Raw genomic sequence first — 25682 nt, forward strand, 5'->3', positions numbered from 1 at the left:
CTGCGCACGGCTCGGGCGACCGTTGTACTCGTGTCCCCTGGCCGTGCCGCATCTCGCCACTCGCCTCTGTAGGAGAAAGGCGCTCTGCCCTATAGCTCCGGCAGGGCCCGCTTGCCCCTCATCGTTGCCTCACGAGGAGGTTCCGTATGCCGTCGCGCTTCTCTCTCCCAGGCTGGCTTCCCAAGAAACGTACTGCCGCAAGCCGCCACTCCCCTGTCGGTGAGGCCGTCGTGGGAGCGGCCCCGACTCTTGACCGCATCAGCGAGCAGCTCAATCCCACTACCTTTGCCTCCAGTCCCACGCAAGAAGACTGGTACTGGGGGCGACTCGCCACTGGAGGGGAAGAAGATTACTTCTGGCGCCGTCTTTCGGACAATTGGTACCAAAAAGACCCCATTCCCTCGACCTACCTCGAACTTCACAACCAGTGCTATGAAGCCTACAATGCCAATCCTCTGGCCTTTGCCATCATCGAAATCACCACCAGCTTTGTCATGGGAAAAGGCGTCACGATAGCCGCGCGTGACCCACAGGTGCAGCGCGTCCTGCTTGACTTCTGGCATGATCCCGAGAACCACATGGAGACGCGAGTCTACTCCCTCTGTACCGAGCTGGCGCTCTACGGCGAACAGTTCATCCGCTTCTTCGTCAACCCCTATGACGGGCGCGTCACCATTCGCCAGATCGACCCCTCGCTCATCGATCAAATCGAGACCGATCCCAACGACATTGAGAAGCCCTTGCGTTTCCACCGCCGTCCCGTCGGTCCCTCGGCCAGTCTCCCGAGCGATGCTGACCAAAGCGGTGCTCGCTCATCCAGCGCTCAGCCACCGGTCGCTACCTCTGCTGCTTCTCTTGAGGGTCAGTGGCTCAAGGCCGGTGAGGAGGTGGTCCAGTTTACCATCAATAAGGTCTCCAGCGCGAAACGCGGCAAAAGCGACCTGGCCACCCTCTTGCCCTGGCTGCGCCGCTACAAGGACTGGCTGACCGATCGCGTGCGCATCAACAAGTACAAGGGAGCTTTCTTGTGGGATATCCGTCTGCAGGGGGCTGATCGCAAGACCATCGAGCGCAAAAAGATGGAATATAGCTATCCGCCGGAACCGGGCAGCGTGATCATCCACAACGAGGCCGAGACCTGGTCGGCCATCAAGCCGGAGATCAATGCCAACGAGGCTGCCGAGGACGGACGGGCCCTTAAACTGATGATCGCTGTTGGCGCGCAACTGCCCGAGCATTACCTTTCTGACGGCAGCTACAGCAATCGGGCCACCGCCGCTGAAATGGGCCTGCCGACGCTGCTCAAATTCCAGCGTCGGCAGTACGTCATGCGCGCCATGCTGCGCTCCATTCTCGACCGCGTCCTGCAGGAGGCCTGTCGTGCTGGCAGATTGTCCCCAGAGGTTGACAGGCACTACGACATCATCTTCCCCGAAATCGAGGTCACTGATCACGCTACCCTGGCCAGCGCTGTGCAGATGCTGGTCTCGGCCCTCAGTACGGCTAAAGCCCAGGGCTGGGTCAGTGACGAGACGGCCATGCGTCTCTTCTTCCAGTTCGCCGGTGAGGAGATCGATGTGCACGAAGAGCAAGGACGCATCGGCCATCAGAGCGATCAAAGTGGGCATGAGGATGGCTCTGGAGGTGCCAGCCCTGCGGAAGGGAAGCCACGGCCTCTATGAGTCTTGTAAACCCTGGCTCTCGCTTCCCGATGAGGTTCCCTTCTTCTCCTGTTGTCCAGTACCAGCGGTCAACTGGCTGCGCTCTCTAGAGAGCATCTCTGCGCTGCAGGAAGGAGATCATGAGCATGTCGCGGTCACTTCCTTTGCTCCAGTCTCAATCGGGCCACCGCCGCCTCAAGCAGGCACCGTCTACCCTTGTCGGCCCCCTGGCTCGCAGCCAGTCCTTGCCTGCCAACCGCCAGGGGCTGCTCTCTGACGCCCGCCATCACGGCTATGCGCTGGCCCACTGTCACCAGACTCCTGGCCTTGGTGGGCCTGTACCGGCTTTCCCCTCCTGGTGGACTGGCGTTCCGCAGGAGGAGGGCGACGACCAGGAGCGCCAGCTCCCCCTTTGAGGACTGACTCTACCCCCCCAGTAGGACCCGGGTTAATCTCGGGTCCATCTGGGCAATCTGATGCTGTATTGGCAGAGCAGAAAGGAAATAAACCCGTGCCTCTCGACGCCCGCAAAACTCAGCACGTACTCCAGCTCATCAACCGCAGCTACGCAGGGCGCCAGCGTAGCCTTGTCGCCGTCGTGCTCAGTGGAGGCAGCTACAGCTATCGTCTCATCCAGGGCATTCTGCGCCCCCTGCACTGCCCTGATCCCCAGGTCTATGATACCAGTGGTCAGCCGCCGCGACCCGAGGCCGATCTCTTGCTCATTGCTCCTCTGGGCACCGACTTCAGCGGTGTTGTCTACCTGGCTGATTGTACTGTGGCCAGCGCCAGTGCCGTGGCCACGGCGGTCAAATACGAGCTGATCGAAGCCGTACCTGTGGGCCTGCTGCCCGGAGGAACCCATCTGCGCGTTCTCCTGCGCCGCCTGCGCTGAGCCGCAGGCTCTAATCTGTGGTGCAGCAAGATGAGATTGCGCCGCTGTGAAGCGACGCATTGCTTTCAAGCTCTGCCTGTGGTATGCTCTCGTTGAGATCTAAGCGCAGTTTTGGCCCATTGGGCGCCTTCTCAGAGATTAAGACATCTCACTCAGGCCATGCTATTCATTTCATTTTCAGTTGAAATGCTGATTGCAGGAGGGTAAGTGTCATGGAAGTAGTGCTAGCTGCCCTTGACTGGATCGGACGCATTCTCGTCGTACCTGCGCTGATTGCCTTCGTCTTAGGCGTCTATGAATGGTCACGTGGAGTCTTGGAGGTTCTCTATCGTCTAGGGCTGGGTTTGACACGCCGAAAAATTGCCCTTCTGGCGAAGGGCGACAATGTCGTCAGCGGTCGCAGCCTCTTGCTTGATCCGCGCCTCTTCCGTGAAGAAAACCTGATCATTGTCACTTCGCCCAATGATCTGGGCCGGGCTGAGCGCGCCGATGTTTTGCTGGTTTACTGGGAAGATTGGAAAGACCATATTGATGACATTCTACGCCTCAAAAGGGACCACGTCGCCCTGGTAATTTACGCACTGCCTCAGACCATTTCCCCCGAGAAGCTAAAAGAGCTTGACAGTCATCGCTATACCATTGTGACTAACTTCCGTGGCCGCCTGCTCAACGACGTCATTGTCAGCCTCATTGCCATGAGCCGCCAGCCTCGTAGCGCATAAGGAAGCAGCCTAAAGAGTAGCATCCACATCCTGAGCGAACCATAGCGCTATGGCCTTCGTCCAGTCCACAGCTGCTGGAGGACCCTGGTAGACGAGCTGCCCCTCTTTCAGGACAATGATCTGAGAGGCCAGCTCGCGGAGCATCTCCAGGTGGTGGCTGGTCAGCAAAACGCAGGTCCCTCCGGCAGCCCGCTGCTGCAGATCGCTGCAAAGCAGTTGTAGTGCGACGGGATCGAGTGCATTGAAAGGCTCGTCCAATAGCAGAATGGGGACATCGACCATCAACGCTCTGATCAGGCCCAGGCGCTGAAGCATGCCCCGCGAGTAGGTGCGTACAGGCCGGTCCAGCGCCTCCTGTAAATGATAGCGCTCTGCCAAAGCCAGCGCTTGCTTGAAGGCTTCGGACTGGCCATAGACATCGGCATGGAAGGCCAGATGTTCTGTGCCAGTCAGATGGGGATTGGTAAATGGCTCATCGGGCAGATAAGAGACCCGGCGGCGGATCTCCCAGGTCCGCTGCCCTGGAGACAGGCCCAGCACGTTTACCTTCCCGCTATCGGGCGTGAGCAATCCCGTAATCAGCCGCAGACAAGTGGTCTTTCCGGCGCCGTTGTGACCGGCGAGCGCGGTAATTGTGCCAGCAGGGACCGCACACGTCAGATGGTCCAGAGCCAGAAGCTTACCATAGCCTTTACTCACTTCGTGGAACTCAATGAGTGCTGCATGTTCCATCTGTCAAAACCAGGCCAGCAGCAGAGCTGCCAGCAACTCGCATAGCCCCAGCGCGATGAAGCCAGGCAGAGGAGGCACCTCACGCCAGGCACACCAGGCCAGAGCCAGCAGCCCCAAGTATCCAGGGAGAAAAGCAACCAGAGCGAAAAGGGAATGCCCTGTAAGGCCAATTATGAGCAATGATAGCGACATAAAAGGGAGATAGATCAGTGTGAAAGCAGCGGAGAAGCCGAGGAGCTGCTGGCTGACATGCAAAGGCAGGCCAGTAGCCCGCAGCAGACGGCCTTGCTCTACAAGATAAGAATAAGCCGGCCAGCCGAGCTGAGCGGTGGCCAGGCTGCAACCAAGCAACCAGAGACCTGCCGCTCCAGTTGGGAAGAAGTACCCCAGAGCAAGCAGCCCAGCCAGACGGCTCACCAGGAGCGTAGGAAGGCGTAACTGAGGAGACAGGCACAGCGCCAGACACAACCATTTAGCGACAGCCCATCGTCTGTCGCTGGCAGTGAGAGGATAGAAAGAAGCACGTCGCTCGGGCGTAGCCGCCAGCTCCCAATAGCGCAGCAGGCGCGGTAGCGTCCAGGCTGCGACAAGTACAGTGCTGGCGGTCAGCGGTAGCAGGAAGAGCCAATGACCTTGCAAACTGGCCAATGCCCAGATCCAGGGCCAGCACCACAAGGAAACCAGATCAAAGGCGAAAGAGCGCAGTGCGCGCAGGTGCTCCTCGCTTATGCCCGCATGGAGAGTGCTGGGAGAAAATGCCAAAAACAGCAGAGCAAGCGCTCCGATGCTGGCGAAACGGATCAGGATCAACACAGCTCCTGGCCGGACGAGCGAGAGCAGATGCAGCCCTGTCCCAAATAGCATCACGAAGCCACAGTAGAGCAGCAGCCCACCACAGCCAGCCGGCGTCAAAGTGAATGGGAGCAGACCGCTGAAGCCGAGAGCCAGCAGAGGAGCCAGCAGCAGAGCCGTCAGAGCCAGGATATTGCTCAGGAGCCAGTCGCTGAGCACGGTAAGAGCCACCTGCCAGGGAACCAGAGGCAGGCCTAGCAGATACTCCCACTCGCGGGCCAGACGACTGGTGAGCAAGCCGACACGCCCAGCATTCAGATCGCTTGTGAGCAGGGTCACCACCAACAGCCAGAGGGCCACCTCCTCGGCGGTCAGATGGTGAATGCGTCCGAATACCAGGGCCACGGCCACACCCGAAAGGATCAGCAGCAGCGAGACGAGGCCGCTCATAGCCCAGGCAAAGAGCGGCGTCCCCCACGGACGCCGCCCGCTCAGATACTTGTAGCGGATCAGCAGCGCCATAAGCCCTTCTTATCTTGTGGAAGTGAGCGAGGGGCAACTCGCCATGTGCCCGGTGCTATCCTTTCTGCCGTATGCCCCCTGTCCGATTGACGGATGCGATAAATTCCTCGCACTATAGTATAGCATCGATTTCCTCTCAGAGCGAGTGGCTGCAACTCTCTCTTCTTATCACAAGGCAGTTATTCTGAAACAAGAGAAATTATCAGGATCATCAAATGCTCAATCATCCGCTCATCCAGACCTATAGTGAGCGAACAGGCAGTTCTATGACAACTCCACCAGGCTGGCAAAGGGGCGAAGTCTCCCCGAGCTTCCTGCTATGCCGGGGGGCTTACGAGCAAAGGCAAGAGCCATCTATTGCAGGCGAGTGGGTGGGGGAAAAGAGCATCCCTCTTTTGGAAGAAAGTTCCGCTCGCTCGTTCTATTACAAGGGAACCACGTTTTATGTGAACGAGCAGCAGGCCGGTTCGAGTAGAGCCGCAAGGAAGGAGGTTAGAGCCATGCTCAGCAGCTCATCGAGTAAGTGCCGTTCCGTGCTGTGGTTAGGGCCGACCATGCTTGAGCAGCGGATCGAGCTGCTTACCCGCCTTCTGCTCCTACTGATAGCCCTTCTCTGTGGCTGGGGTCTCTTCTTCCTGCCCGGAACCATTCCCATCCACTACAGCCTCAGTGGTTCTATCCATCCCGATCTCACTGGCAGCAAATGGATTCTGGCCCTCTTCTTCCTGCTGGCCCTGGCCCTCTACGGGCTGCTCACTCTGCTCAGCCGCTGGCTTTATGCCCTGTACCATCCCTTCATGACTGCCCCCCAGCGTGCAGTCCACCGTTATCGGCTTGGGCGCTTACTGCTGGCCGGGTTGAAGCTCTGTCTCAGTGCGCTCCTGGCCTACCTCTCGTGGATGTTTATCCAGGGAGCCATTAGTGGTCTCAACAGCTGGATCTTCCTGGGTTTTCTGCTCTTAGCGGTACTGCCTTCGTTGCTGGTCCTTCTCTATCTTATCCAGGTTCGGCGCCTGCCCTAAGTCTATCCTGACCGATCACGAGGTCGCCCACGTTCTTCTTCCTGTCAGGAGCAGTCTGCTCAAGGCAGCAGGCCGCCTGGTGGCAGCGGCTTGAGCCAGCGGTCTAAAAACAGATAGGCTGCTTCTCGGGCCTCGGGAGGGAAGGTGTGGCCGCCCTGGAAGACCAGATAGCGGAAGCGCTCTGGCACTCCTAGCTGAATATAGATACTCTGTGCGTAGTTCACCATAAAATAGAAACCATCGATTGGCAACAGCGGGTCCTGTTCGCCGCCGACCATCATAAAGGGAGTCGGAGCCAGGGCTGCGACGAGATCATCCATATCGGCCACATCGAGCAAACCTGGAATGCAGTTCACCAGCGGCTGGCTCAGACCATCGCGCAGCAGCGATTTCAGCAGGGTCAGCCCGCAGGATGCCACCCCGGCCATCACCCTGGCGTCGTACCAGGTCAACCAGAGCGCCTCGAGTCCGCCCAGCGAATGGCCAATCACCCCCAGGCTCTGCTTGTCCACTTCCGGGAGTGAGCCCAGAAGATCCAGGCTACAAGTCAGGTCATGCAGGTACTTGGCCTGCAGCGACGAGCCTTTCAGCAAGCGCTTCGTAAACTCAAAGCGCTCATAACTTTCTCCCATCAGGGCCGCCCGTCGTCGACGGATCTCTTCCGGAGGACGGCGCTCCTCGTAGCAGAGAAGATCGGGGCACAGCACCACATAGCCGCGCAAGCAGATTTCCCGTCCATAATGGTACATTGGATCACCAGTGATCCCGCCTACCTCTCCTTTTCCCAGCTCACAGCCCTCGCTATCGCGATGAATGGCCAGGATCGCCGGCCAGCCCTTCTTTGGCTTCTCCTCTTGCGGATGCAGCAGCCAGGCTGGCATGACCTCGCCCGGCTCGACCATGTAGGTGACGCGCGTGCGTGTATACCCTTCCTCTGCGATCGGCTCCTCAAAGACCGCCTCCAGAGGCACCTTCGAAGGGAATCTTCCCAGACGTACCAGGATCTTCTCTCGCAACAGACGATTCTCCATCTCTTCTCCTCTCTTTCTACCTGCGATACCTCATAGCCCGCAACCGGGTCGCTGCAGTGTTGAGCCAGAGCCGGCGGCGGCAGACAGGCGAAGCAGCGGCGCGAGACCTCTGTAAGCTGCAGACACGTGCCCTCTCTGAGCGCCGAAGCGCCCTCTCTGCCTGGAAGCTGGGCCGCTGTCCCCGACGAATCATAGACAGCTCACCTGCTACAGCACCTTCCCACGCAGCGCCTCACTCATCCTTTCCGAGCCTCTCATTTCTTGTATAGCAGAAAAGATATGAATTGTATGATATGCATATTGTAATGCACTGCTTTAAGAATTGCAAGCCTAGGGCAGCGATCTTGCCAACCTTACCTTGTCAGAGGGCAACGGCTGCGGTAGTGTATTATCAATGGGGCTGGCCAGGGAAAGTAGCCAGCGCCAGCTCCAGCTGACCACACCAAGGAGAGACTGACCATGATGTCTGCTCATGCGCAGACGACGGGACAGATGGCCGATCTTGCAGCCTTGCCCGAGGGAGCAGAGGCGGCCATCGTCGTAGATAGATTCTGCAAAAGCTATAGCGGACGACGTGTCGTTGACGAACTCAGTTTCAGCGTGCGGCGTGGGGAAGTTTTTGCCCTGCTGGGACCAAATGGGGCTGGCAAAACCACCACCGTTGAAACGCTAGAGGGCTACCGTCGCCCTGATGGGGGGAATGTACGTGTTCTTGGGCTTGACCCTATCCGGGATGCTGCGCGCCTCAAGCCGCTCATTGGCGTCATGCTCCAGCAAGATGGTCTCTATCCTATGCTACGCCCACGGGAAGTAGTGCGCCTCTTTGCTGGCTACTACCAGCGGCCCCAGCCCGTTGACCAGCTCCTGGAGCGTGTTGGTATCGACCCTGGCACGAAAACCATCTGTCGCCGGCTCTCTGGTGGCCAGAAGCGGCGCCTGGCTCTCGCTCTGGCCCTCGTTGGCAACCCCCAGCTGCTCTTTCTCGACGAGCCTACCGCCGGAATGGACCCCCAGGCCCGTCTGGCTACCTGGGAGATGATTCGCGACCTCAAGGCTCAAGGAATCACTATCTTGTTGACAACTCATCTGATGGACGAAGCCGAGCGTTTGGCCGACCGCGTAGCCATCATTGATCATGGCCGGCTCATCGCCCTGGACACTCCTGAGCGGCTGACCGGTGTTGACAGCGCTACTGTTGTGCGCTTCGTTGCTCCTGCCGGCCTCGATTGCCATGCTCTCGCCGCCTTACCAGGGGTCCAACGCGCCGAGGAAGTACGGCCCGGCAGCTACCTGCTCGAAACGGCGCCGCAAAGCATGCCGGCGGTCCTGGCAGACCTCACGGCCTGGTTGCGCGATCGAGGCATCACCTTGACCGAATTGCGTGTTGGTCATGGCTCACTCGAAGAGCTATTCCTGCGCCTGACCGGGTCCGAGATGCGTGAATGAGTGGAAAGGCTGGTCTTCAAGCGCTCTTTGTGGAGGTAAACAGATGACAACTCTTGCCGATACGAGCCGGAGCGGGCGGGTGCAGCCACAGCCGTCGCAGGCGGCTCCCTTCCTCCGTCAGGTGGGGACCCAGCTCAAAGCCGAGCTTCTCCTGACCTCGCGCCGTGGCGAAAACATTCTTGTCACGCTCATTCTCCCTGTGATTCTCCTGGTCTTTTTCGCCTCGCTCAAGATCATCCCTGTAAGCTCAGGCTCGGTCATTAACTTTCTTTTGCCCGGCATCCTGGCTTTAGCCATCATGGCCTCGGGCATGGTCCATCTGGGCATCTCGACCGCCTATGAGCGGTACTACGGCGTGCTCAAACGTCTTGGAGCGACGCCTCTCCCGCGGAGCGGTCTCATCGTTGCCAAAATTGTCGCTGTGCTGCTTCTAGAAGTGCTGCAAGTGGTCCTGCTCGTGGGCATCGCCCTCCTCTTCTATGGCTGGCGACCCGTTGGCTCGCCGGGCCTGGCCGTTCTCGTCCTGGCCCTGGGAACCATCACCTTTGCAGCCTTGGGGCTGGCTATGGCTGGTAGCTTGCGCGCTGAGACAACCCTGGCAGTGGCCAATGGTCTCTATCTGCTCTTTCTGCTCATTGGAGGCGGCATTTTGCCCCTTGACCACCTGCCAGCTCCCCTGGCAGCTCTGGCTCAGTATCTGCCTGCCGCGGCCTTCACCCAGTCGCTGCAGGCTGCTCTGACTGCTGGTGCTCCTTTCCCTGGCACAGCCCTGCTGACACTGCTCATCTGGATGATTCTCATCCTGGGGGTGGCCGTCAGGACGTTCCGTTGGGAGTAACGCTTTCCTGTGGGAATAAATTAAATCATCTCATTGTTTTTGTCAGGTGGAAGCCCTGAGAAGAGAGCTTGAGCAGGAGCTTCTCAACAGAGAGGTCAGACGGCAGACGAGCGTCTCCTCAAGAGGCGCTCGCGGCGAGCCGGAGAGCAGAGAAGGAGGGCCAGCCGCGAAGGGCGGCGATGGCTCACAAGATCCGAAGCGCAGGGAAGACAAGCCTGATTGAGCGTGTGAAAGGAGGTGAGCGGCGATGGTCGACATCATCCGCTACGATCCTTTCCGCGAGGTGATCAGCCTGCGGGATGCCATCAATCGGCTCTTTGAGGAGAGCGTTGTGGCGCCTGTCTGGCGTTGGGATGAGGCCGTAGCGACCATCCCCATCAATGTGCGCGAGAACGAGCACGGCTATCAGGTTCAGGCGCAGATCCCTGGGGTGAAGCCTGAGCAGCTGGAGGTGAACGTCTCCGGCAACACACTGACGCTCAAGGCTGAGGTGCCGCGCGAGGAGAAGGAAGAGCAGCGTGGTCAGTGGCACGTGCGGGAGATTCGCAGCGGTAGCTTCGCGCGGACGATTACCTTCCCGAAGGACATTGATAGCGGGAAGACCGAGGCCAGATACGAGAACGGCCTATTGACCGTGAATGTTCCCTTCGGCGAGGCGAGCAAGCCGAAGAAGATCCGCGTCAAGGCCGCCTGAACCTGAGCGCTGGCGTGTAGCGCGTATGCAGGCTGAAATCGCGGAGCTGTGACCAGAGCTAATGCCAGATCCCTCACCGTTCTCCAGCGACGGTGAGGGCTTTTTATGTGCTCTGGAACAGGCACCAGGCAAGACGGGCTTGCTGACTCTGACTGCCTGCTCCTCAAGCCTCTTTCAAAAAAAAGCGCCTGCACAACCATGCCGTCTGCTTTGAGGCTGTGCAGGCTGCTGATGGGAGATATTCAGCAGAGGGATGCCACGATCGGTGTCCCCGACAGGAATCGAACCTGCGCGCCCGGTTCCGGAGACCGGTGCTCTATCCACTGAGCTACGGGGACTTATTCCACCCAGGATTATACCATATCTGTCAACGTGCGTCACCACTTCCGCATGGATTCCTCTCCCCCGTAGCGTAGGCACTGACGCCGCTCCTTCCATCCTGTTGCTCGCCCCTCACGGCCAGCGCCCAATCACATGCTCGCCTTGGCCAACGTCGAAGAGTGTCGTTTTTGCTGGCCAGGAAGGCCAGCACCCTTCTGCAACCAACTGCTCTCTCATTTTACTGCCTGCTTCTTAGCGTAAAATTTAGCTCGCCTGCTTCGCAATTAGATTGTCGCATTTAGCTATTGACAGATTCATAAACATCGTGTTATCATCCCCCCGTATTTTCAGGGAACAGGGAATACGTAGAAAGGGATGGGACTATGAAAAATAGTCACAAACATCTATCCTCCTCTCCTGCTCTACCGGATAGTCTTGGCGGCGATTCGCCGCGACACAGCGAGAACATGACCCTCGCTGCCGAGAGCTACGGACGCCGCGAAGAAGATCTGGCACTGGTTGAGACGCTGAAACTGGCCGTCCCGGTTACTCATCCTACGGTCGGGCAGCGCCTGCTCCGAGGGGTAGCACTGATGCTCGCTGTTGTGCTGGCGGTGGCGCTCTATCTCCTCTGGCAGGGAGCAGTACCTGTTGAGGCACCTCTGGAGTCAGTTCCGTCCCCTGGCGGCACGGCGGCAGCGCTGACTCCTGCTTCGGCAGAGAGCCAGGGACCCACGGTGACTACTACAGCAGCGGTTGCGCCAGCTCTGACGCCGCTGACGTCTACTACCAGTATTGAGGTCTATATTGTCGGGGCTGTTCGCCATCCCGGGGTCTATAGGCTACCTGCAGGGTCGCGCGTCTATCAGTTACTGCAGGCTGCTGGCGGTCCGCTGCCCGAGGCCAATCTAGTAGCGCTCAACCTGGCCGCCATCCTCCACGACGGCGAGGAAATCTATGTAACGCGCGTTGGCGAGATCTCGCCGCCAGTTGCTGTCGATGGCTCCTCGCCTGCTATGCCCGGCGCCAGCAGCTCTGCTGCCTCTCCCTCTACTCCAGTGAATATCAATACGGCAAGCGTCGATGAGCTGCGCCAGCGGTTACATGTGAGCGCAACAACTGCCCAGCATATTGTGAATTATCGTCTTCAGCATGGCCCTTATACGGCGGTCGACCAGCTCCTCCAGGTCGTGAGCCGCTCGGTCTACGACCGCATTAAGGATCTGGTAACAGTCTAAGGGGCGGGGCAGAAGAGCGGGAGGAAGAAGAGGATGGCCGTGTCATTGCTGCTCCTCGGACAGGCTCTAGTGCGGCTACGGAAGTTTCCGCTTCTGACCGTCTGCTCAGCCTGGCTGGCAGGGATTGTGCTCGCCGATTGGCTGCAGTTTTCCCCGCGCTGGCTACTGCTGCCACTCCTGGCGCTGGCGCTGGCGACTGTTGTTGGCTGGCGCCGTTGTGAGAGGGCAGGTGTGCTGTTGCTCTTCCTGTCGGCCTTGCTCGCTGGGGCCTGGCGTATGGCGCTGGCTGATCCGCGCCATGATCCCCTGGCCGTCGCCAGTTTGCTGCGCTCCGCTGCTGGGACCGGCCAGCTCGTAGTCCACGGTGAGGTGAGTGCTCCTCCTGCTCTGGAGGGCCATGCGCGTCGCCTGACGGTGAGCGTGATGGAGGTGAGCAGTGATGGCGGGTTGCATTGGTGGCCACGGCATGGTGAGATCGCTGTCTTTACCTCTGGCACACTGCTCGACGATCCCTATGGCCCGGCATACGGCGATGAGGTCCTGCTGAGAGGGCGCCTTCTGCCACCGTCTAGGGCTGGTGCTCCAGATCTGCAGGCATTGATGGCTTTCCCGCGCCTCGCGGTCCGGCGGCATGGAGGAAATCCTCTGCTGGCTTTGCTCTATACCCTCCGTTTCCGGCTGGCTGCTTTGATCGCAAGAGCGTTGCCCCAGCCCGAGGCCGCTCTGCTGGTGGCGATCTTGCTCGGCTTACGGACGCCTCCGCTGCAGCCCCTGACTCCTCTCTTCAATGTGACAGGCACTGCTCATCTGATTGTCCCCAGTGGCTTTAAGGTGACGCTGCTTGCCGGTCTGCTCGCGTTGCCGCTGCAGCCCCTGACTCGCCCCAAACCTGATGATTGGCTCCTGCTGCCAGCGCAACGTCGACGCTCTCAGCGCTGGCTTTGGCTGCTCTGTGTGCTTCAGCTGCTGACCATTGCTGCTTATACAGTGCTTAGTGGTGCAGGACCAGCGGCTTTGCGGGCTGGTTTCATGGGGGCCCTCCTGGTTCTTGCCCCTCGCCTGGGGCGCCACTACCATGTGTATAGCGCTCTGGCAGCGGCAGCTCTGGCGATGAGCCTCGCTGATCCTTTTGTCCTCTGGGATAGTGGTTTCCAGCTTTCGTTTCTGGGCACATTAGGGATTGTGCTCTTGACCCCCCTCTTTGCCCGACCGCTGAGGAGGCTGGAGCGTTGGCCTGCTGGTTCGCTGCTGGTCGAGGCCCTGGCCGTCACCCTGGCGGCTCAAGTGGCCACTTTGCCCGTCTTCGCTCTGACCTTTGCTCAACTTTCCTTTGTGGCTCCGTTGGCTAATTTGCTGACGGTCCCTTTGTTGGAGCTGTTGCTCTTGTTGGGGGTAGCTATCTGCCTGTTGGGGACGGTGTGCTTCCCGCTGGCCCTGGTTGTGGGCTGGCTCGCCTGGTTCCCTTTGCAGTATGTCATTGACGCTGTCGCTTTCTGCGCGCGGCTCCCGCTGGCCTGGCTCAGTACCAGTGACTGGCCCCTCTCGGTTCCGCTGGCCTGGGGCTATTATCTCCTCTTGACTGGCGCCCTGGGTCTGGGCTGGCGCTCTTGTCCTGCCCTCTTTGTCTCGTCCTCTGGCAATAGCCCCCCGCAGGGAAGCGCAAACCGACCAGAGCCGGGGAAAGGACACGGTCGCAAGCGGGGGGTGCTGCTCGGGGGACAGCTGGCCCTGGTGCTCTTGCTCCTACTGGCCACGGGCCTGCGCACGCTACTGAGTCAGGACAGCGCCAGGCTGGTGCTGACAACCTTTGCGCTGGCCTCCCCTTCGGGGGTCACTGGTCCCGCTGTGCTCGTCCAGATGGCTCACGGAGGCGTGCTCTTGATCGACGGTGGCCCCGATGCGACGGCCCTCGCTCACGTACTTGATCGCCGCCTGCCTTTTTGGCAGCGCCGCATTGACTGGCTGGTGCTGTCTGCTCCCTTGCTCTCACATTTGACGGGGCTCCAGGATGCGACCTCGCGCTTTGAGATCGGCCAGGCTCTGGATGGCGGGGTACTCCACCCAGGAACAGGCTATGCGCTCTGGCGCCGTACCCTCCGGGAGAGTGGCGTCCCTTACCAGACGCTCCGTCAGGGCCAACTGCTCTCTGCAGGGCAAAGCCTACGCCTGGAAATACTCTGGCCTCCGTCTCCCCTCCATCGTGGAGGCGATGAGGCCCGCAATAACGCTCTGGTCCTCCGCCTTGTTGCCCCAGGCTTACGCCTCTTGCTGCTAGGAGAGGCGGCTCAGAGCAGCTACGCGCTCAGCGGCTTGCTCACCGCCGTCGGCTCCTCCTCGGCTGGTCAGGACGATGTGGTACTGGCCTCCCTGACTGCCGGCCAGCGACCACCACCTGCTTTCTCTCGTCTGCTGGAACTTCTCCATCCCTCTCTGCTTGTTGTGAACATGACGACCACTCGCTCGCCGTCAGTGGCGCCCAGACCCAACAGCAACGGGCCAGGAGAGTGGCCCGTGACCGTTCCTCCTGACGTGAAGCACACGTTTTTCCTGAGAGCGCCAGCGGCCTTCACATTAGAGAGCCGCCAGACAGGCTGGTCTTTTGGCCCGACAGCCCCGTGAGGGCCATGATCGGGTGGGAAACTGGCGAGGGGAGGCTGGCGAGAGGCGTGTTCTCGGCCTCATAGGACGAATGGATAAGGATAAGAGAGCCGGCAACACTATTGCTCTAGTGGTATTCCATGCTATCATAGGGGGCGTAATTGGCGATTAGCTAGGATAGCGAGAAAGGAGCATCTACGTCTAATGAGCCGCTGTGAACACTGTGGCTATGATAGCCCCCACCATGTGGCCATCTGTCCCGTCTGCGGCTCGGTGACCACGGCCTCCGGCGACTATACTCCTGCGGGAGACTCTGGCGTGTTAGGGGGTACGGGCGAGCCATTTTCGTACTATAACGCCAGCAGCTGGTCAAGTTCTAACCCTGGCTCCTATACTGATCCCTGGCCTCAGCAGGCTTCCTCGTCCTATAATGTCTACTCTCAGCCTCAACAGATCAATGTGACGATTATGCAGCCGCAAAAGGAGGTGGCACCCCTCATTGTCGAGCTTTTGCTGTCCCTGCTCTTGAATATCTACGGCGTTGGTTGGTTGATGGTCGGAGAGACACTTCCTGGGGTGCTGCTCCTGGTAGGCAGCATTGTGCTTGTCTGGCCCCTCATGGTGGTCTCTTTGATTTTCTGGCCGATCTGCTGCGGCATCAAGCTCGCGCTCATCGTGGGACTGGTCATCAATAGCGTGCTGCTGAATAATCATCTGGATCGCCAGGCGGCTCGCCGCTTACTACAGATGCCTCCGCCACTACCTCGCCAATGGTAAAAACGGGTAGCAGGAAACACCGTTGTCTCCGGTGGCAAATGTCAAAAAAGCGAAAACGGCAACGAAGACGGAGAGAAACAACGACTCCACTGCTCTCTCTCCCTCTTAAGCGGCTGGCTTGCGGCTGCCCGGTAGCTGACTCTCGGCCCACCTGGCTGAAATCGTCTCGTAGGGTGAGGGTGGCGCAATGAGAGCTGTCAGACAGGAAAGGCCAGGCGTCGATACTTCTCTCGCGATTCGAGCCAGGCTTCATCAGAGAGACCCAGCCGCTCGCGCAGCGTCTCGAAGGAAACGCCCGCTCGCAGTTGGCGGACAGCAAAGGTATCGCGTAGCAGCTGCAGCGTCACTCGCTTCTTGATACCAGCTGCTTTGACCGCGCGCGCCAAAATATAGTTGAGATTGCGATCGGTGCAGTTAAAGAGCGTCTCGCCCGGCTGATGCTGATACTTGCTTAAATATTCTCGTACAATGTCCGTAAACTCGGGTGGCAGAGCCAGACTGCGCTCGCGATGCTGCTTACCCGTTGAGGGAGGAAAATGGACGCTTACCAGCGGCTGCTGTGGGTTGGAGAGATCGATGTGCTCTGGCTTGAGAATCATGATTTCTTCTTTCTTAAGGCCCGCATGCAGCGTCAGATAGATCAGGCAGAGGCAGCGTGCATCATCGGCTGCCGCTTTGAGCAGCCGCTCAATCTCTTCCTCGAAGAGAAGCTCCGGTAGAGGCGGCAAAGGACGCTCCAGGATGAGGCTCGCCGAAGGATCTTCACGAATCACTCCTTCACGTGCCAGCCAGGAAAAGAAGTTCTTGAGAAAGGTGACTCGTCGTGCCATCGTCTTGGGGGCCGGCGTATGATCTTTATTGCCAAATTTCAGCTTCATGAGCCAGTCGACAAGGTCCTCTTTGGTAATCCTGCCAACAGGCGTCTCTGGCCCCATGAATTCGCTGAACATCTTGAGGTCAGAGAGGAAGCAGGTGATCGTATAGTTCGATTTCCCCCGCAGCTTCAGCTCCTGCTGATAGGGCAAGGCACAGGCTGCCAGGCTGGACTGCTCGGTCAGCGGCTGAGTACGCACCAGCGGCGGAAAAGGGACCTCGCGCGGGTCCGCCGGCTGAGCAACGACCTGCGTGGCCCCAGGAAAAAGACCAGTTTGGACCACTACGCGCTCGTCTTGCGCTACGCTCTCCGTTGGCTGCTTCTTCTGACTATCCTCGTGCATGAGCTGCTCTCCAGTGGTAGTTTCATACTCTGAAGCTGTTCTTTTTGTATTTCATTATAGCAGGAGAAGCCAGCGCTGTTCAACCTTGGCGCTCGCCTCCTGTGACTCCTTTCTCTCGCTCGTCGTTGCTCAAGTGAGGAGGGCTTGCCCTCTTCTCACACTGCCCAGAGAGGATGGTCTTTCTCCTGCATGAGACGTCTACCTGCGCTCTTCCCTGTGCTTGTGGTTGGAAGCCTGGCCCTCGCGGTGCGCGTGATCTATAACCTGACGGTAGCGGCGGCTTACGTTCCCCTCTTTGATGCGCGCTCCTATGAGCAGATTGCGCTTCATCTCCTGCAGGAGCACTGCTTCTGCGAACATCCCTTGGTACCTACCGTCTACCGGGCGCCACTCTGGCCTGCCCTGATCGCTTGCATTTATGCTTTGTTCGGTCAACACAATCTACTGGTCCGCTTCTTTCTCTCACTGGTCGGCACCGGCACCTGCCTGCTCCTCTTTTTCTTCGTCCGTGATCTCTATGGGAAGCGGTTGGGCATGCTGGCCGGTCTGTTCGCTGCTGTTTATCCCGAACTCTATATTTATGATGGATGGCTTTATTCAGAGTCAATAACTATTTTTCTATTACTTGCCCTATGTTATATACTGTATCGTATGACTACACGTGAAACAACGTTATTCTCATGGTGCCTCTGTGCCATTGTGCTGGCGCTGCTGGTGCTGGCGCGTCCGAATGGGCTGCTGGCGTGTGGTATCTTTCTCTGCTGGCTGTTCCTGGCCCTCAAGCAGCATTGGCTCTCCTGGTGGTCGCGCTGGCAGCTAGTAGGGCGTGCCTGTCTGGTTGGGGGGCTGACGCTCCTCATGCTTACCCCCTGGACCCTGCGCAACTATCGTGTCAGCCACAGCTTCCTCCCAGTCGCTACTGGTGATGGCACCGTTCTGCTGGGCGCTTACAACGATCTCGTCCTGACGACCCCGGGCTATATTGGTTCCTGGATCAATCCGCGGCTTGCCGCTCCTGCGCTCGCGGCCCGCTACCCAGCAATCTGCTCTGCTCCTTGCGAGCTGAAGCGTGAGGAAGATTTCAAGCGTGGTGCCGGGCTGTGGATGGAGCGTCATCCGGGCAGTCTTCCATTTCTGCTGGTCATGCACCTTTGGAACCTCTGGCAACCGGAGACCGTGGAGGGCGATTTGCCGACCATTCGCTTCCCCTCAGCGCCTGGAGCACTGGAGGTTGTCCTCATGATGCGTTCTTTCCCGCTCCTCGTTTTTGCCCTGGCCCTCCTCGGAGTCGGCACGATCTGGGGCCGCTGGCGTCTCTGGCTGCCAGTTCTCCTGGCTGTCGCTTTTATCATCGGCCAGAGTCTCATCTTCTATGGCAGCCCACGCATGCGGGCTCCGATTGAGCCACTGCTGATCCTGCTGGCGAGTGCCGCTATCGCCCGCTGGGCAGAGCGCTGGCGTCGGCCCCAATACCGGCCCGGTACCGACAGAAAGGGGACGTCAGCAACAAGCCAGGCGAGGGAGACGGCTCCTCAGCCAGGCAAGAGGACCCGTCTGAAACTGTGGGTTGGCCTGGTCCTCCCTCCGGTGACTGCACTGAAGACCTACTCCAGCGATGACGAGAAAAGAAGAGGCCTCACCCGAATTGCCCTGGCATCGTGAGGGGCAATCGAGTGAGGTCTTTACCCAATGGGGATTATCTCGCTGTAGTGCTGAAGAGGCGCGTCAGGTGGTCCAGGTGGTTATTCTGACTTGCTCTCTGTGTTTTCCGACTCTCCTTCTGCTTCCAGGCTACCTGTTTCCTCCGCCTCTTCCTCGCTGTCCATAGAGTGAAGGGGGTTTTCCAGATCCTCTGGCTCAAACTCTTCATCCACCTCTTCGCTCTCCTCAACGCTGACCACACGCCCCCAATCGCTATAGCGCGCCGGTCGTGACTCCTTCCAGACACGGATGGTGGGTCGCATCGTCGGGAAGGTGCGCAGTCCTTCTGGCGCAGCCGGCCCTTCGAGCTGCGGCTCATAAGCCGGAGCGCTCTCGCGCACGAGTACCTCTTCCCCCCAGGCCGTGGCTTCGAAGCCCAGGCGACGCAGGTCCATAACCATGCCAGGCCAGGTATCCTCTGGAGCAATGGCCCACCATTCGCGCCCCCATAGTCGTACCGGGCGAACACGGAGAGGCCGATTCAGATCCCCCAGAGTAGCTAGTAGCGGCGAGCGCTTGTGTTCCACTTTTTTCATAGCTTGTCAACCGTCCTTCCCAGGACTGAGACCACCTGCTCTGGCCCCTTCTCCTGGTGCTGCATTGCGATGAGCAGCAGTGGATCTCGCTGCTGCTGCCAGGCAAGACCAGGAGAGCCGGATCTTCCGCTATTTACGATACCACATAAGCCCGGCTCTTGCCAGTAGAGCAATGCCCACCGCCTTCCCGTCGCTCCGTGCTGTGCGCCAGAGAAAGTGATGGGCATCGCCTGCGTGTTGTCGTCTGTCTAAACAGGACTGGTACCTGGTACCTGGTCCTGCCTGTCAGCTGGGGCTAGGTTGGCTGTCCTGTCTACTTGCTTTGCTCTGGCAGCCCCAAACGAGCGATGATTTCGCCGTCATGCCACTCGGGCGGTCCTTCTAACCAGCGCAGCATCCGGCGATAGCGCTGATCCTGCTCTTCGCTCTGGGCATTGGCCAGGTAGGCTGCCCTGTCTCTGAAAGCTACGGCGATATAACAATCGCGGTCATCGGCATCCATGCGGTAGACAAGCGTCGCAACAGTTCCAGGCACGTGTGCCTGCTCAAACTCGCGCAGCTCTGCCAGGAGCTGTGCCTCCGCTCCGGGCTTGATCCGACAGTGGGCGACTGTTCCATACATGGGGTCTGTTCCTTTCTGTTTAACTGCAATCAGGGACATTGCCGCATCGGATACCGGGCCGATGCTGTTGTTGTACCCCGTAACCCTGGCTTCTAGCAAGCACAGCTATTGGATATGGTGACCGCGTCCAAAAAAAAAGACGCCGCCAGCTCGCTTTCTGAACGTTGGCTTGACGGCGTCGCCCTGTCCTGGCCAGCCGGGCAGCTGCTTGAGGCCCAGCGCTGAGCCACTTCTCTCGCCAGGATGGGAGGGGCAGAGGGTCTGGAAGCGTAGTGCCAACAAGCGGCGCGGCCCTCTACTCTGGCGTACCTGGCTTTCAGCGGCTCAGCTCAGTGCGTAAATTGCCAGGTTACTATAGACCACGTTGGCATCGTTCTCTCCCACAGTGCCGAGAAAACCGATATTGCCTTCCGTGTAGCTGTTATCGCTAACGGTAGTCAAATAAACATTATTGGCGTAGAAGGAGAGGTTACTTCCGTTGGCGATGATCTGGAGCGTATTCGCCACACCGGTTCCAGACTGCAGAGCCGGGGAGGCGGTCCAGTCGGCGAAGGGCTGTTCGAGGCCCCCGTCGAATCTGGCGATGCGGTAACGGCCCTGGCTGTCAACCTCAAAGAGGTAGCCGGAGGAGAGATTGAACAGATTAGGGCGCAGGCGAATGAAGACGCCTCCCGAGGAGCCGCTCAGAATCTTCATCTGCACACTGAGGGCGATATTCCCGTAACTGTAGTTTACTTCACGACAGATGCGCTGTGTTGTTGTCAGACTGACAGCCTGAACAACGTGGTAGCCATCGCCACCAAAGAGGCAATGATTGCTGCGGTCCCAGTTGGCCTGCCTGGTGGCCGGGTTATCGGCGCTGGTCAGTGCATCGTTGTAGACCAGCCTGCCGGCGGTGGCGGTCTGCCAGACTGCCGCGGTGGCGGTGGCCTGAGCTTGCACAGTTGCAGTGGCCCCGGCGACCGCTGTCTGCGTAGCTTGCGCTTGAGCCTGGGCGGTGGCGGTAGCCTGAGCCTGAGCGGTGGCGGTCAGATTGGGGGTGGCGGTGGGCGTCTGCTGCTGTCCGCTGGACTGACCGCTAGAAGCCGTGGGCCGCCCATTTGTTCCCTGGTGAGGCGAGGAGAAAAAGGCCAGTGCCAGGGGGATGGAGATGGCAAGCAGCAGAATGAGGGCCAGGCTGACAATGAGCAGGCCCCGCCGGGTCGTTCTGGCACCTGGCTGGTATCCGTATTGACCATATTGATCATATTGCCCATAGGGTAGCGGCTGTCCATAGCCAGGATAGCCTGGGCCTGTTGGAGGCGACCCGGTCGCAGCGGCGTTAGTTTGTCCTGAAAAAGGGTAAGAGGTTGGTTGAGGCGGAGTTGCTGCCCCCACGCTACCCATGCTGCGTAGCACCAGTGGCTGTGGCGCTCCGCTCCCGGGGGTTCCTGCGCTGGCGGTGCCGGCCTGGGCCCAGTTCTGGTATTGCTGGGCTGTGGCTCCTCTGGCTAAGGCCCGGCTGCTACCAGCTACTGCCTGACAGAATGCCTCAGCCAGCTCACTGGCGCTGCTATAGCGCAGCTCGGGTCGTTTCTCCAGCCCTTTGAGAATGACCTGCTCGACTGCAGGACTGATGTGCGCAGCATAGAGATGTGGTGGCGGGGGCGGCTTGCTGATATGCATCGTGACGACCGCGATGGGATTCTCGGCAGTGAAGGGTAGGCGCCCGGTGACCATCTCAAAGAGCAGGACCCCAAGCGAGTAAAGGTCACTGCGCACGTTGGCCCGATTGTCTCCCTCGAACAGCTCCGGCGCAACGTATTCGACGGTCCCTAGCACGTTACCGGTGCTGGTGAGCTGCGTGGCGTCGCTGGTTGTGCGCGCGATGCCAAAATCGGAGAGGTAGCAGTGTCCATCGGCATCGAGTAGCACGTTAGAGGACTTGATATCGCGATGGATGATTCCCTGACGATGGATGTAGTCGAGGGCCGCGGCAATCTCGCGCAGGCTGCGGCAGGCTTCGCTCAGCGAGAGCGGCCCCTGCCGGATGCGGGCCCGCAGCGTTCCTCCCTCCATGAAAGGCATCACAATATAGTACCAGGTCAGGCCATCTATCTGGCCCGAGCCGGTGTCATAAATCGGCACCAGATGCTCGTGCTTGAGCGAGGCCATCAGGCGCGCCTCGCGGATAAAGCGCCGCAGCAGCTCCTCGTCTTCTCGCTTGAACACCTTGATCGCCACGGTACGCTCAACCGCTAGGTCGTAGCCCTCATAGACGTCGGCCATGCCTCCTTTGCCAATGAGCCGGCGTAATTCGTAGCGTTCGAGGGTCTTTCCCTCCAGACCTGCCATGCATCTTCTCCCGATTGAAGTCTCACGGTCTTGGAGAATGCTATCTTGCCCGCCGCTAGGGGACATCTCCTTATAGATACAACGGTTGACCCTCCCTTTCGTTACTTGATCCAACCTCGCTTGATAAGAAAGAGCAGGAGCGGTGCCATGACGGCACGGTAGATCATGAATAAGCCAAAGGGAGAGATAATCAACAAGCCGAGGCACATCAGAGCAATAGCTATATTGAATAACTGAGGGTTTCTCTCTGTAAGAGCGAGATCTGAGATATTTTTGATTAAGAAGAGGATCAACCTCCCCATGACGAGGATGAAGAGTGCCGCCCCACAGCCGAAGCCTCTTCTGAGGGAGGGTGACAGGCGTTGAAGAAAGGTGCGATAGCTGAGAATAGGCTGGTAAAGTGGATGAGCTGCCCGGATAGCCTGTAGCAAGCGCTGCTGCGTCGCTTTCTCTTCAGGGTCCAGGCGGATTGCCTCCTTGAGAAGGTGCAGCGCCTGCTGAGGCTGGGCCTGATAGTTGAGCAGGAAATCGCCGTAGTCACTGAGAATCGCGGCATTCTGTGGGTCGAGCGCCAGGGCGCGAAGGTAGGCTTGCTGTGCCAGGGCCAGATTACCATCGATGCTGGCCTGGTATGCGAGCAGGGCCTGCAGACGGGCCTCTTCGGGATCAAGCTCCACAGCTTTGTAGACGTAAGGGCGAGCCTTGTCTGCCTCGGGCCGCGGCTTGAGAGAGAGATAGCTTGCTCCCAGAAAGTAGTAGGGCCAGGGATTAAGCGGTTGAAGCTCTCTTGCCTTCTCCAACTCGGCCTGAGCGAGCTGTGATTGCGATTTCGCCAGCAGGATGATCCCATAGAGTAGATGGTGTGTGCTGGACTGAGGGTCAAGCCGTAGGGCTTCTCGTATGGCGTCCTCGGCCTGGGCGTAGTCCTTGTTCCGCATGGACGCCACAGCCAGCAGCGCCAGGGCATGGGGGTTCTCCGGCTGAGCGCTCAGGACCTTGCTCATCAGCTCCAGCGCCAGCTGTGGCCGCTTGAGGTTCAAAGCGACAATGGCTTTCCTATAGTTCCCTATGATCGCCGCATCGTCCGGAGTCTTCCTCGTCTCTTCGCTCATGGTCATTTACCACTTGGCCTTTTGCATGAAACGGAGCACGTCGTCGTAGAGGCCTCCCTCGTTGCTGTAGGTGGCGTAATTTTTGGCGGTGGCAAACCATTCGAGCGTTGAGGGACGAACCTGTTTGAGCGCGGCTAGCAGATCGCTGGTGCGCAGGGGGCGTGGCTGGCCCGTTTTGAGCGCTTCGCTCAGCACGGCATCTGTGGCTCGCTCACAGACAGCGCGAATATCGGCGCCAGAGAATTTCTCCATCTGCCTGGCGAGCTGTGGGTAATCGATGGCCTCGGTAGGCTTCTCCTCCAGGAGGAGGCGCAGAATCGCGCAGCGCGCCTCCAGGTCCGGGGGAGGCACAAAGAGAATGCGGTCGAAGCGCCCAGGCCGGCGCAAGGAGCTGTCGACAAACCAAGGGCTATTCGTCGCTCCCAGCACGAGGATCTCACTATTATTCGTGGAGATGCTGTCTAGCTCTAGCAGCAGCTGATTGGTAAGGATGCGGAGACCGTGGAAGCGCATTTGTTGTCGGCTCCCTCCGAGGGCATCCAGCTCGTCGATGAAGACGATTGCCGGGCGATTACGCCGTGCCAGCTCGAAGATTCCATGAAGGTTCTTCTCGCTGTTCCCGATGTACATATCGAGAATATCGTGAATGGCAATGTTGATGAAGCTACACTGGCTCTCTCCTGCGGTAGCTCTCGCGAGAAAGGTTTTTCCACATCCAGGAGGCCCGTAGAGCAGAATGCCGCCACCAATGCGCTTTCCAAAGCGTTGGAAGAGATCAGGTTGCTGGAGTGGATAGAGGATCTGCATGCGAATCTGCTCTTTGATGTCCTCCAGGCCCCCGACGTCCTTGAAGCTTATGGTGGGCTTCTCGACGATCTCCTGGTCGGTCTCCACTTCCTCTACGTCAGCAAAGCGCAGCAGGCGCAGCTTTCCTCGGATCACTATGCCTTGTCGGGCCAGCTCCTCTTCGTAGCTGCTCTCGCGCAAGCTCTCGTCGGCCTTCAGGGCCTGATCGTAGTAGTGGCCTGCGCGTTCATACTCCTGGCGCGCGAAGGCATTTTTGGAAAGAAGCAGGTAAAGCTCGGGAGTGGCCTGCTGCTCCAGGGCGGTCTGTAAAAGCTGCTCCGCGCGCTCGAAGTCGCCGCGCTGATAGTAGGCGCGCCCAAGGTTGACGCGGCTCGCGTGATCGTTACTGCGCTCCAGTACCGCCTGGAACTGCTCAATCGCTTCCTCAATCCGACCCAGCCGCAGCTGTAGCTCAGCCAGATGCCTCCGCAACGGAACGTTCTCAGGGCTGACTGCCAGCGCTTCTTGGAGAATCTCAAGGGTCTGCTCGTCTTCCTGGTTAGTCATCGCTTTGCTCTGCCTCACTGAGATCTTGGTTTGAAGAGGGTCAAGGTCGGCCAGCCTCCCGGCCTCTTCTCTTGTCTATTTCTTTTCCTTCTCTCGACGGTGGCTTACGCCGGGACTGGAGAGAGAGAGAGGTGACTCTCTCCTCTGTGGCTCGCTTCTCGTTTCTGCTCTGCGGTCTGGTCGGTAGCCTGGCAGGAGTCGGAGACCTCTTCTTGCTCACTATCACCTGGGGATTCTGCCTCTGCCGGTCTTATCAAGAATAACTTTAGCAGCTCTTGTGAGACGGTGCAAGGGTGGGGGGTCTCGAACGCCTGAGCCTTAAAGGGGCCTGATGTTTACTGCCTATTTACCGCTGGTACCGTTTGATGACTTTTTGGAGCAGACGCCCGGGGTGTGACCCTGGCAAGGGGTGTAAGCTGCTTGACCGGCAGCTTACACCCGTACGTAGAGCTGCTGCTGCTCATCGTAGCGATAGACTTCGTTTCCCTTGTGGAAGGTCAGGTTGCCGTGCGCATCCAGGCTGAGCCAGAGAAGGACACGGGTACCTTGGGGGAGATGAAGCGGGAGCTTCCAATGGTCAAGGCTGCTTGGTCCAACGACGCCGAGCAGCCAGGCTCCTCCATCGTCGTCGATGGTGTTGGGTTGAAATGCGTCGCAGGAAGGAGAATGATTGTCGTAAGTGTCATCGATCTGGATCTGACAGGCGTGCAGAGTAGCGCCATTAAGCGCAGTCTGAGGGTTGGCATAGGGGTAGTTGCTCATCCCGGCAACGTGCGCCAACGGATAGGTAGCGAAGGCCCAGATCCAGGAACCGTTTTGCACGGGGACGTTGGTCGTGGCATCGACATTGACCTCTACTCCTGGGGCAATGCGTACCTGCATTGTGCACCCCTGTGAGCAGTCGATTCCCTGATCGGGGGGAGTGGGCACGGGAATGAGCGGCGTCGGCAGAACCTGGGGTGGTGTAACGGGCCGCGCCTTGAGGATGATTCCGCCGAGCGCCATTAAGGGATACTGCGGCGAGAGGCGGATGACCATCCCCGGCTGGAGCCGGTGGCAGTCTTTGCCAATGGCTGAACTCAAGGCCCGCACAGTCTCCGGTTTGGCATCGCTGAAGATCTGGCTGGCGTCCGTCATGTGCATTTGAACGGTCAGGATCTCGTCGCAGTTATCCCCTTCTTGTACGGTGTAGAGCAGAGAACCTGGCTGCGGCAAGGCCCTGGCAAAGGCCGGATGGGGCGTCGGCACCGGCGTCGCCGGCACCCCTAGCGCGTAAAAAAAGCCGCTAAGAGCCGGCATAATGCGGTCCCCCAGGTGGAGGCTATAGCTGAAAACGGGCGTGACAATCGCCCCAAACAGGATCAAGAGGAGCAGCAGCTTCCAGGGTATAAGATGCAACAGCGAGCGAAATGTGTCGCTTGCTCGCGGGCGTGAAGGCATGCGACTGGCCATAAGGTGCTCTTCCCCTCACTTCATGCCGTTTCCTGGCATGGTGCTATTATAGCAAGGCCGCGCTCT

Annotated in this window: 22 protein-coding genes and 1 tRNA gene; 12 read left to right on the forward strand and 11 right to left on the reverse strand. The window is 59.1% G+C overall.

Annotated features, from left to right (window positions below; genetic code table 11):
* Positions 1–146: 146 nt before the first annotated feature.
* The 4 genes from BGC09_RS01705 (at position 147) to BGC09_RS01720 (ending at position 3278) form a co-directional block, all read left to right on the forward strand.
* Complete coding sequence (locus BGC09_RS01705) at positions 147–1682, forward strand: hypothetical protein (protein WP_069801482.1); 1536 nt, start codon at positions 147–149, stop codon at positions 1680–1682.
* 125 nt (positions 1683–1807) lie between these two features.
* Positions 1808–2077 (forward strand): hypothetical protein, encoded by a 270-nt coding sequence (locus BGC09_RS01710; RefSeq protein ID WP_069801484.1) that lies wholly within the window; start codon positions 1808–1810, stop codon positions 2075–2077.
* A 95-nt stretch (positions 2078–2172) separates the two neighbouring features.
* Positions 2173–2556 (forward strand): hypothetical protein, encoded by a 384-nt coding sequence (locus BGC09_RS01715; RefSeq protein WP_069801486.1) that lies wholly within the window; start codon positions 2173–2175, stop codon positions 2554–2556.
* A 212-nt stretch (positions 2557–2768) separates the two neighbouring features.
* Entirely contained in the window at positions 2769–3278 is a 510-nt protein-coding gene (locus tag BGC09_RS01720) for a hypothetical protein (RefSeq protein WP_069801488.1), read from the forward strand.
* A gap of 9 nt (positions 3279–3287) precedes the next feature.
* Here the strand turns inward: BGC09_RS01720 and BGC09_RS01725 are convergent, their stop codons facing one another.
* A complete protein-coding gene (locus tag BGC09_RS01725) occupies positions 3288–4010 on the reverse strand; it encodes an ABC transporter ATP-binding protein (RefSeq protein WP_069801490.1) in 723 nt (240 codons plus the stop codon).
* A gap of 3 nt (positions 4011–4013) precedes the next feature.
* Positions 4014–5324, reverse strand: coding sequence for a hypothetical protein (locus BGC09_RS01730; RefSeq protein WP_069801492.1), 1311 nt, complete (start codon positions 5322–5324; stop codon positions 4014–4016).
* Positions 5325–5824: 500 nt separating this feature from the next.
* Between BGC09_RS01730 and BGC09_RS01735 the strand changes: the two genes are divergently transcribed.
* The gene (locus tag BGC09_RS01735; protein WP_069801494.1) at positions 5825–6346 is read left to right on the forward strand and encodes a DUF1648 domain-containing protein; all 522 of its coding nucleotides are present in this window, start codon (positions 5825–5827) and stop codon (positions 6344–6346) included.
* Positions 6347–6405: 59 nt separating this feature from the next.
* Here the strand turns inward: BGC09_RS01735 and BGC09_RS01740 are convergent, their stop codons facing one another.
* Positions 6406–7377, reverse strand: a complete 972-nt coding sequence (locus BGC09_RS01740) for a dienelactone hydrolase family protein (RefSeq protein WP_069801495.1) — start codon at positions 7375–7377, stop codon at positions 6406–6408.
* Positions 7378–7839: 462 nt separating this feature from the next.
* Here BGC09_RS01740 and BGC09_RS01745 point away from each other — a divergent pair, with 462 nt between their 5' ends.
* The 3 genes from BGC09_RS01745 to BGC09_RS01755 all read left to right on the forward strand — a co-directional run bounded on the left by BGC09_RS01745 (position 7840) and on the right by BGC09_RS01755 (position 10355).
* Positions 7840–8823 (forward strand): ABC transporter ATP-binding protein, encoded by a 984-nt coding sequence (locus BGC09_RS01745; protein WP_141727594.1) that lies wholly within the window; start codon positions 7840–7842, stop codon positions 8821–8823.
* Between the two features lie 43 nt (positions 8824–8866).
* Positions 8867–9661 carry an ABC transporter permease gene (locus BGC09_RS01750; RefSeq protein WP_069801497.1) on the forward strand — a complete coding sequence of 265 codons (795 nt, stop codon included), beginning with the start codon at positions 8867–8869 and terminating at the stop codon, positions 9659–9661.
* Between the two features lie 247 nt (positions 9662–9908).
* Positions 9909–10355 carry an Hsp20/alpha crystallin family protein gene (locus BGC09_RS01755; RefSeq protein WP_069801499.1) on the forward strand — a complete coding sequence of 149 codons (447 nt, stop codon included), beginning with the start codon at positions 9909–9911 and terminating at the stop codon, positions 10353–10355.
* 266 nt (positions 10356–10621) lie between these two features.
* Here the strand turns inward: BGC09_RS01755 and BGC09_RS01760 are convergent.
* Positions 10622–10693: transfer RNA gene (locus tag BGC09_RS01760), tRNA-Arg, on the reverse strand.
* A 366-nt stretch (positions 10694–11059) separates the two neighbouring features.
* On the opposite strand from BGC09_RS01760, the gene BGC09_RS22010 reads away from it, so the two are divergent.
* The 3 genes from BGC09_RS22010 to BGC09_RS01775 all read left to right on the forward strand — a co-directional run bounded on the left by BGC09_RS22010 (position 11060) and on the right by BGC09_RS01775 (position 15289).
* Entirely contained in the window at positions 11060–11914 is an 855-nt protein-coding gene (locus BGC09_RS22010) for a ComEA family DNA-binding protein (RefSeq protein ID WP_084657830.1), read from the forward strand.
* Positions 11915–11947: 33 nt separating this feature from the next.
* Complete coding sequence (locus BGC09_RS01770) at positions 11948–14533, forward strand: ComEC/Rec2 family competence protein (protein WP_069801501.1); 2586 nt, start codon at positions 11948–11950, stop codon at positions 14531–14533.
* Positions 14534–14716: 183 nt separating this feature from the next.
* The gene (locus tag BGC09_RS01775; protein ID WP_069801503.1) at positions 14717–15289 is read left to right on the forward strand and encodes a hypothetical protein; all 573 of its coding nucleotides are present in this window, start codon (positions 14717–14719) and stop codon (positions 15287–15289) included.
* A gap of 197 nt (positions 15290–15486) precedes the next feature.
* Here BGC09_RS01775 and BGC09_RS01780 read toward each other — a convergent pair whose 3' ends face one another.
* Positions 15487–16506: a tyrosine-type recombinase/integrase gene (locus BGC09_RS01780; RefSeq protein WP_069801505.1), complete on the reverse strand. Its 1020-nt coding sequence runs from the start codon at positions 16504–16506 to the stop codon at positions 15487–15489.
* Between the two features lie 189 nt (positions 16507–16695).
* On the opposite strand from BGC09_RS01780, the gene BGC09_RS01785 reads away from it, so the two are divergent.
* Positions 16696–18168 carry an ArnT family glycosyltransferase gene (locus BGC09_RS01785; RefSeq protein WP_069801507.1) on the forward strand — a complete coding sequence of 491 codons (1473 nt, stop codon included), beginning with the start codon at positions 16696–16698 and terminating at the stop codon, positions 18166–18168.
* Positions 18169–18248: 80 nt separating this feature from the next.
* Here BGC09_RS01785 and BGC09_RS01790 read toward each other — a convergent pair whose 3' ends face one another.
* From BGC09_RS01790 to BGC09_RS01815, 6 genes are all read right to left on the reverse strand, one after another.
* Complete coding sequence (locus BGC09_RS01790; RefSeq protein WP_141727587.1) at positions 18249–18743, reverse strand: hypothetical protein; 495 nt, start codon at positions 18741–18743, stop codon at positions 18249–18251.
* 313 nt (positions 18744–19056) lie between these two features.
* Complete coding sequence (locus BGC09_RS01795) at positions 19057–19365, reverse strand: putative quinol monooxygenase (RefSeq protein WP_069801512.1); 309 nt, start codon at positions 19363–19365, stop codon at positions 19057–19059.
* A gap of 324 nt (positions 19366–19689) precedes the next feature.
* The gene (locus BGC09_RS01800) at positions 19690–21699 is read right to left on the reverse strand and encodes a serine/threonine-protein kinase (protein ID WP_069801514.1); all 2010 of its coding nucleotides are present in this window, start codon (positions 21697–21699) and stop codon (positions 19690–19692) included.
* Positions 21700–21800: 101 nt separating this feature from the next.
* Positions 21801–22811: a tetratricopeptide repeat protein gene (locus BGC09_RS01805; RefSeq protein WP_176728819.1), complete on the reverse strand. Its 1011-nt coding sequence runs from the start codon at positions 22809–22811 to the stop codon at positions 21801–21803.
* A 6-nt stretch (positions 22812–22817) separates the two neighbouring features.
* Complete coding sequence (locus tag BGC09_RS01810; protein WP_069801518.1) at positions 22818–24164, reverse strand: ATP-binding protein; 1347 nt, start codon at positions 24162–24164, stop codon at positions 22818–22820.
* Positions 24165–24596: 432 nt separating this feature from the next.
* Complete coding sequence (locus tag BGC09_RS01815) at positions 24597–25616, reverse strand: hypothetical protein (RefSeq protein WP_069801520.1); 1020 nt, start codon at positions 25614–25616, stop codon at positions 24597–24599.
* Positions 25617–25682: the final 66 nt, after the last annotated feature.

It is taken from the genome of Thermogemmatispora onikobensis, from assembly GCF_001748285.1.
Classification (GTDB): domain Bacteria; phylum Chloroflexota; class Ktedonobacteria; order Ktedonobacterales; family Ktedonobacteraceae; genus Thermogemmatispora; species Thermogemmatispora onikobensis.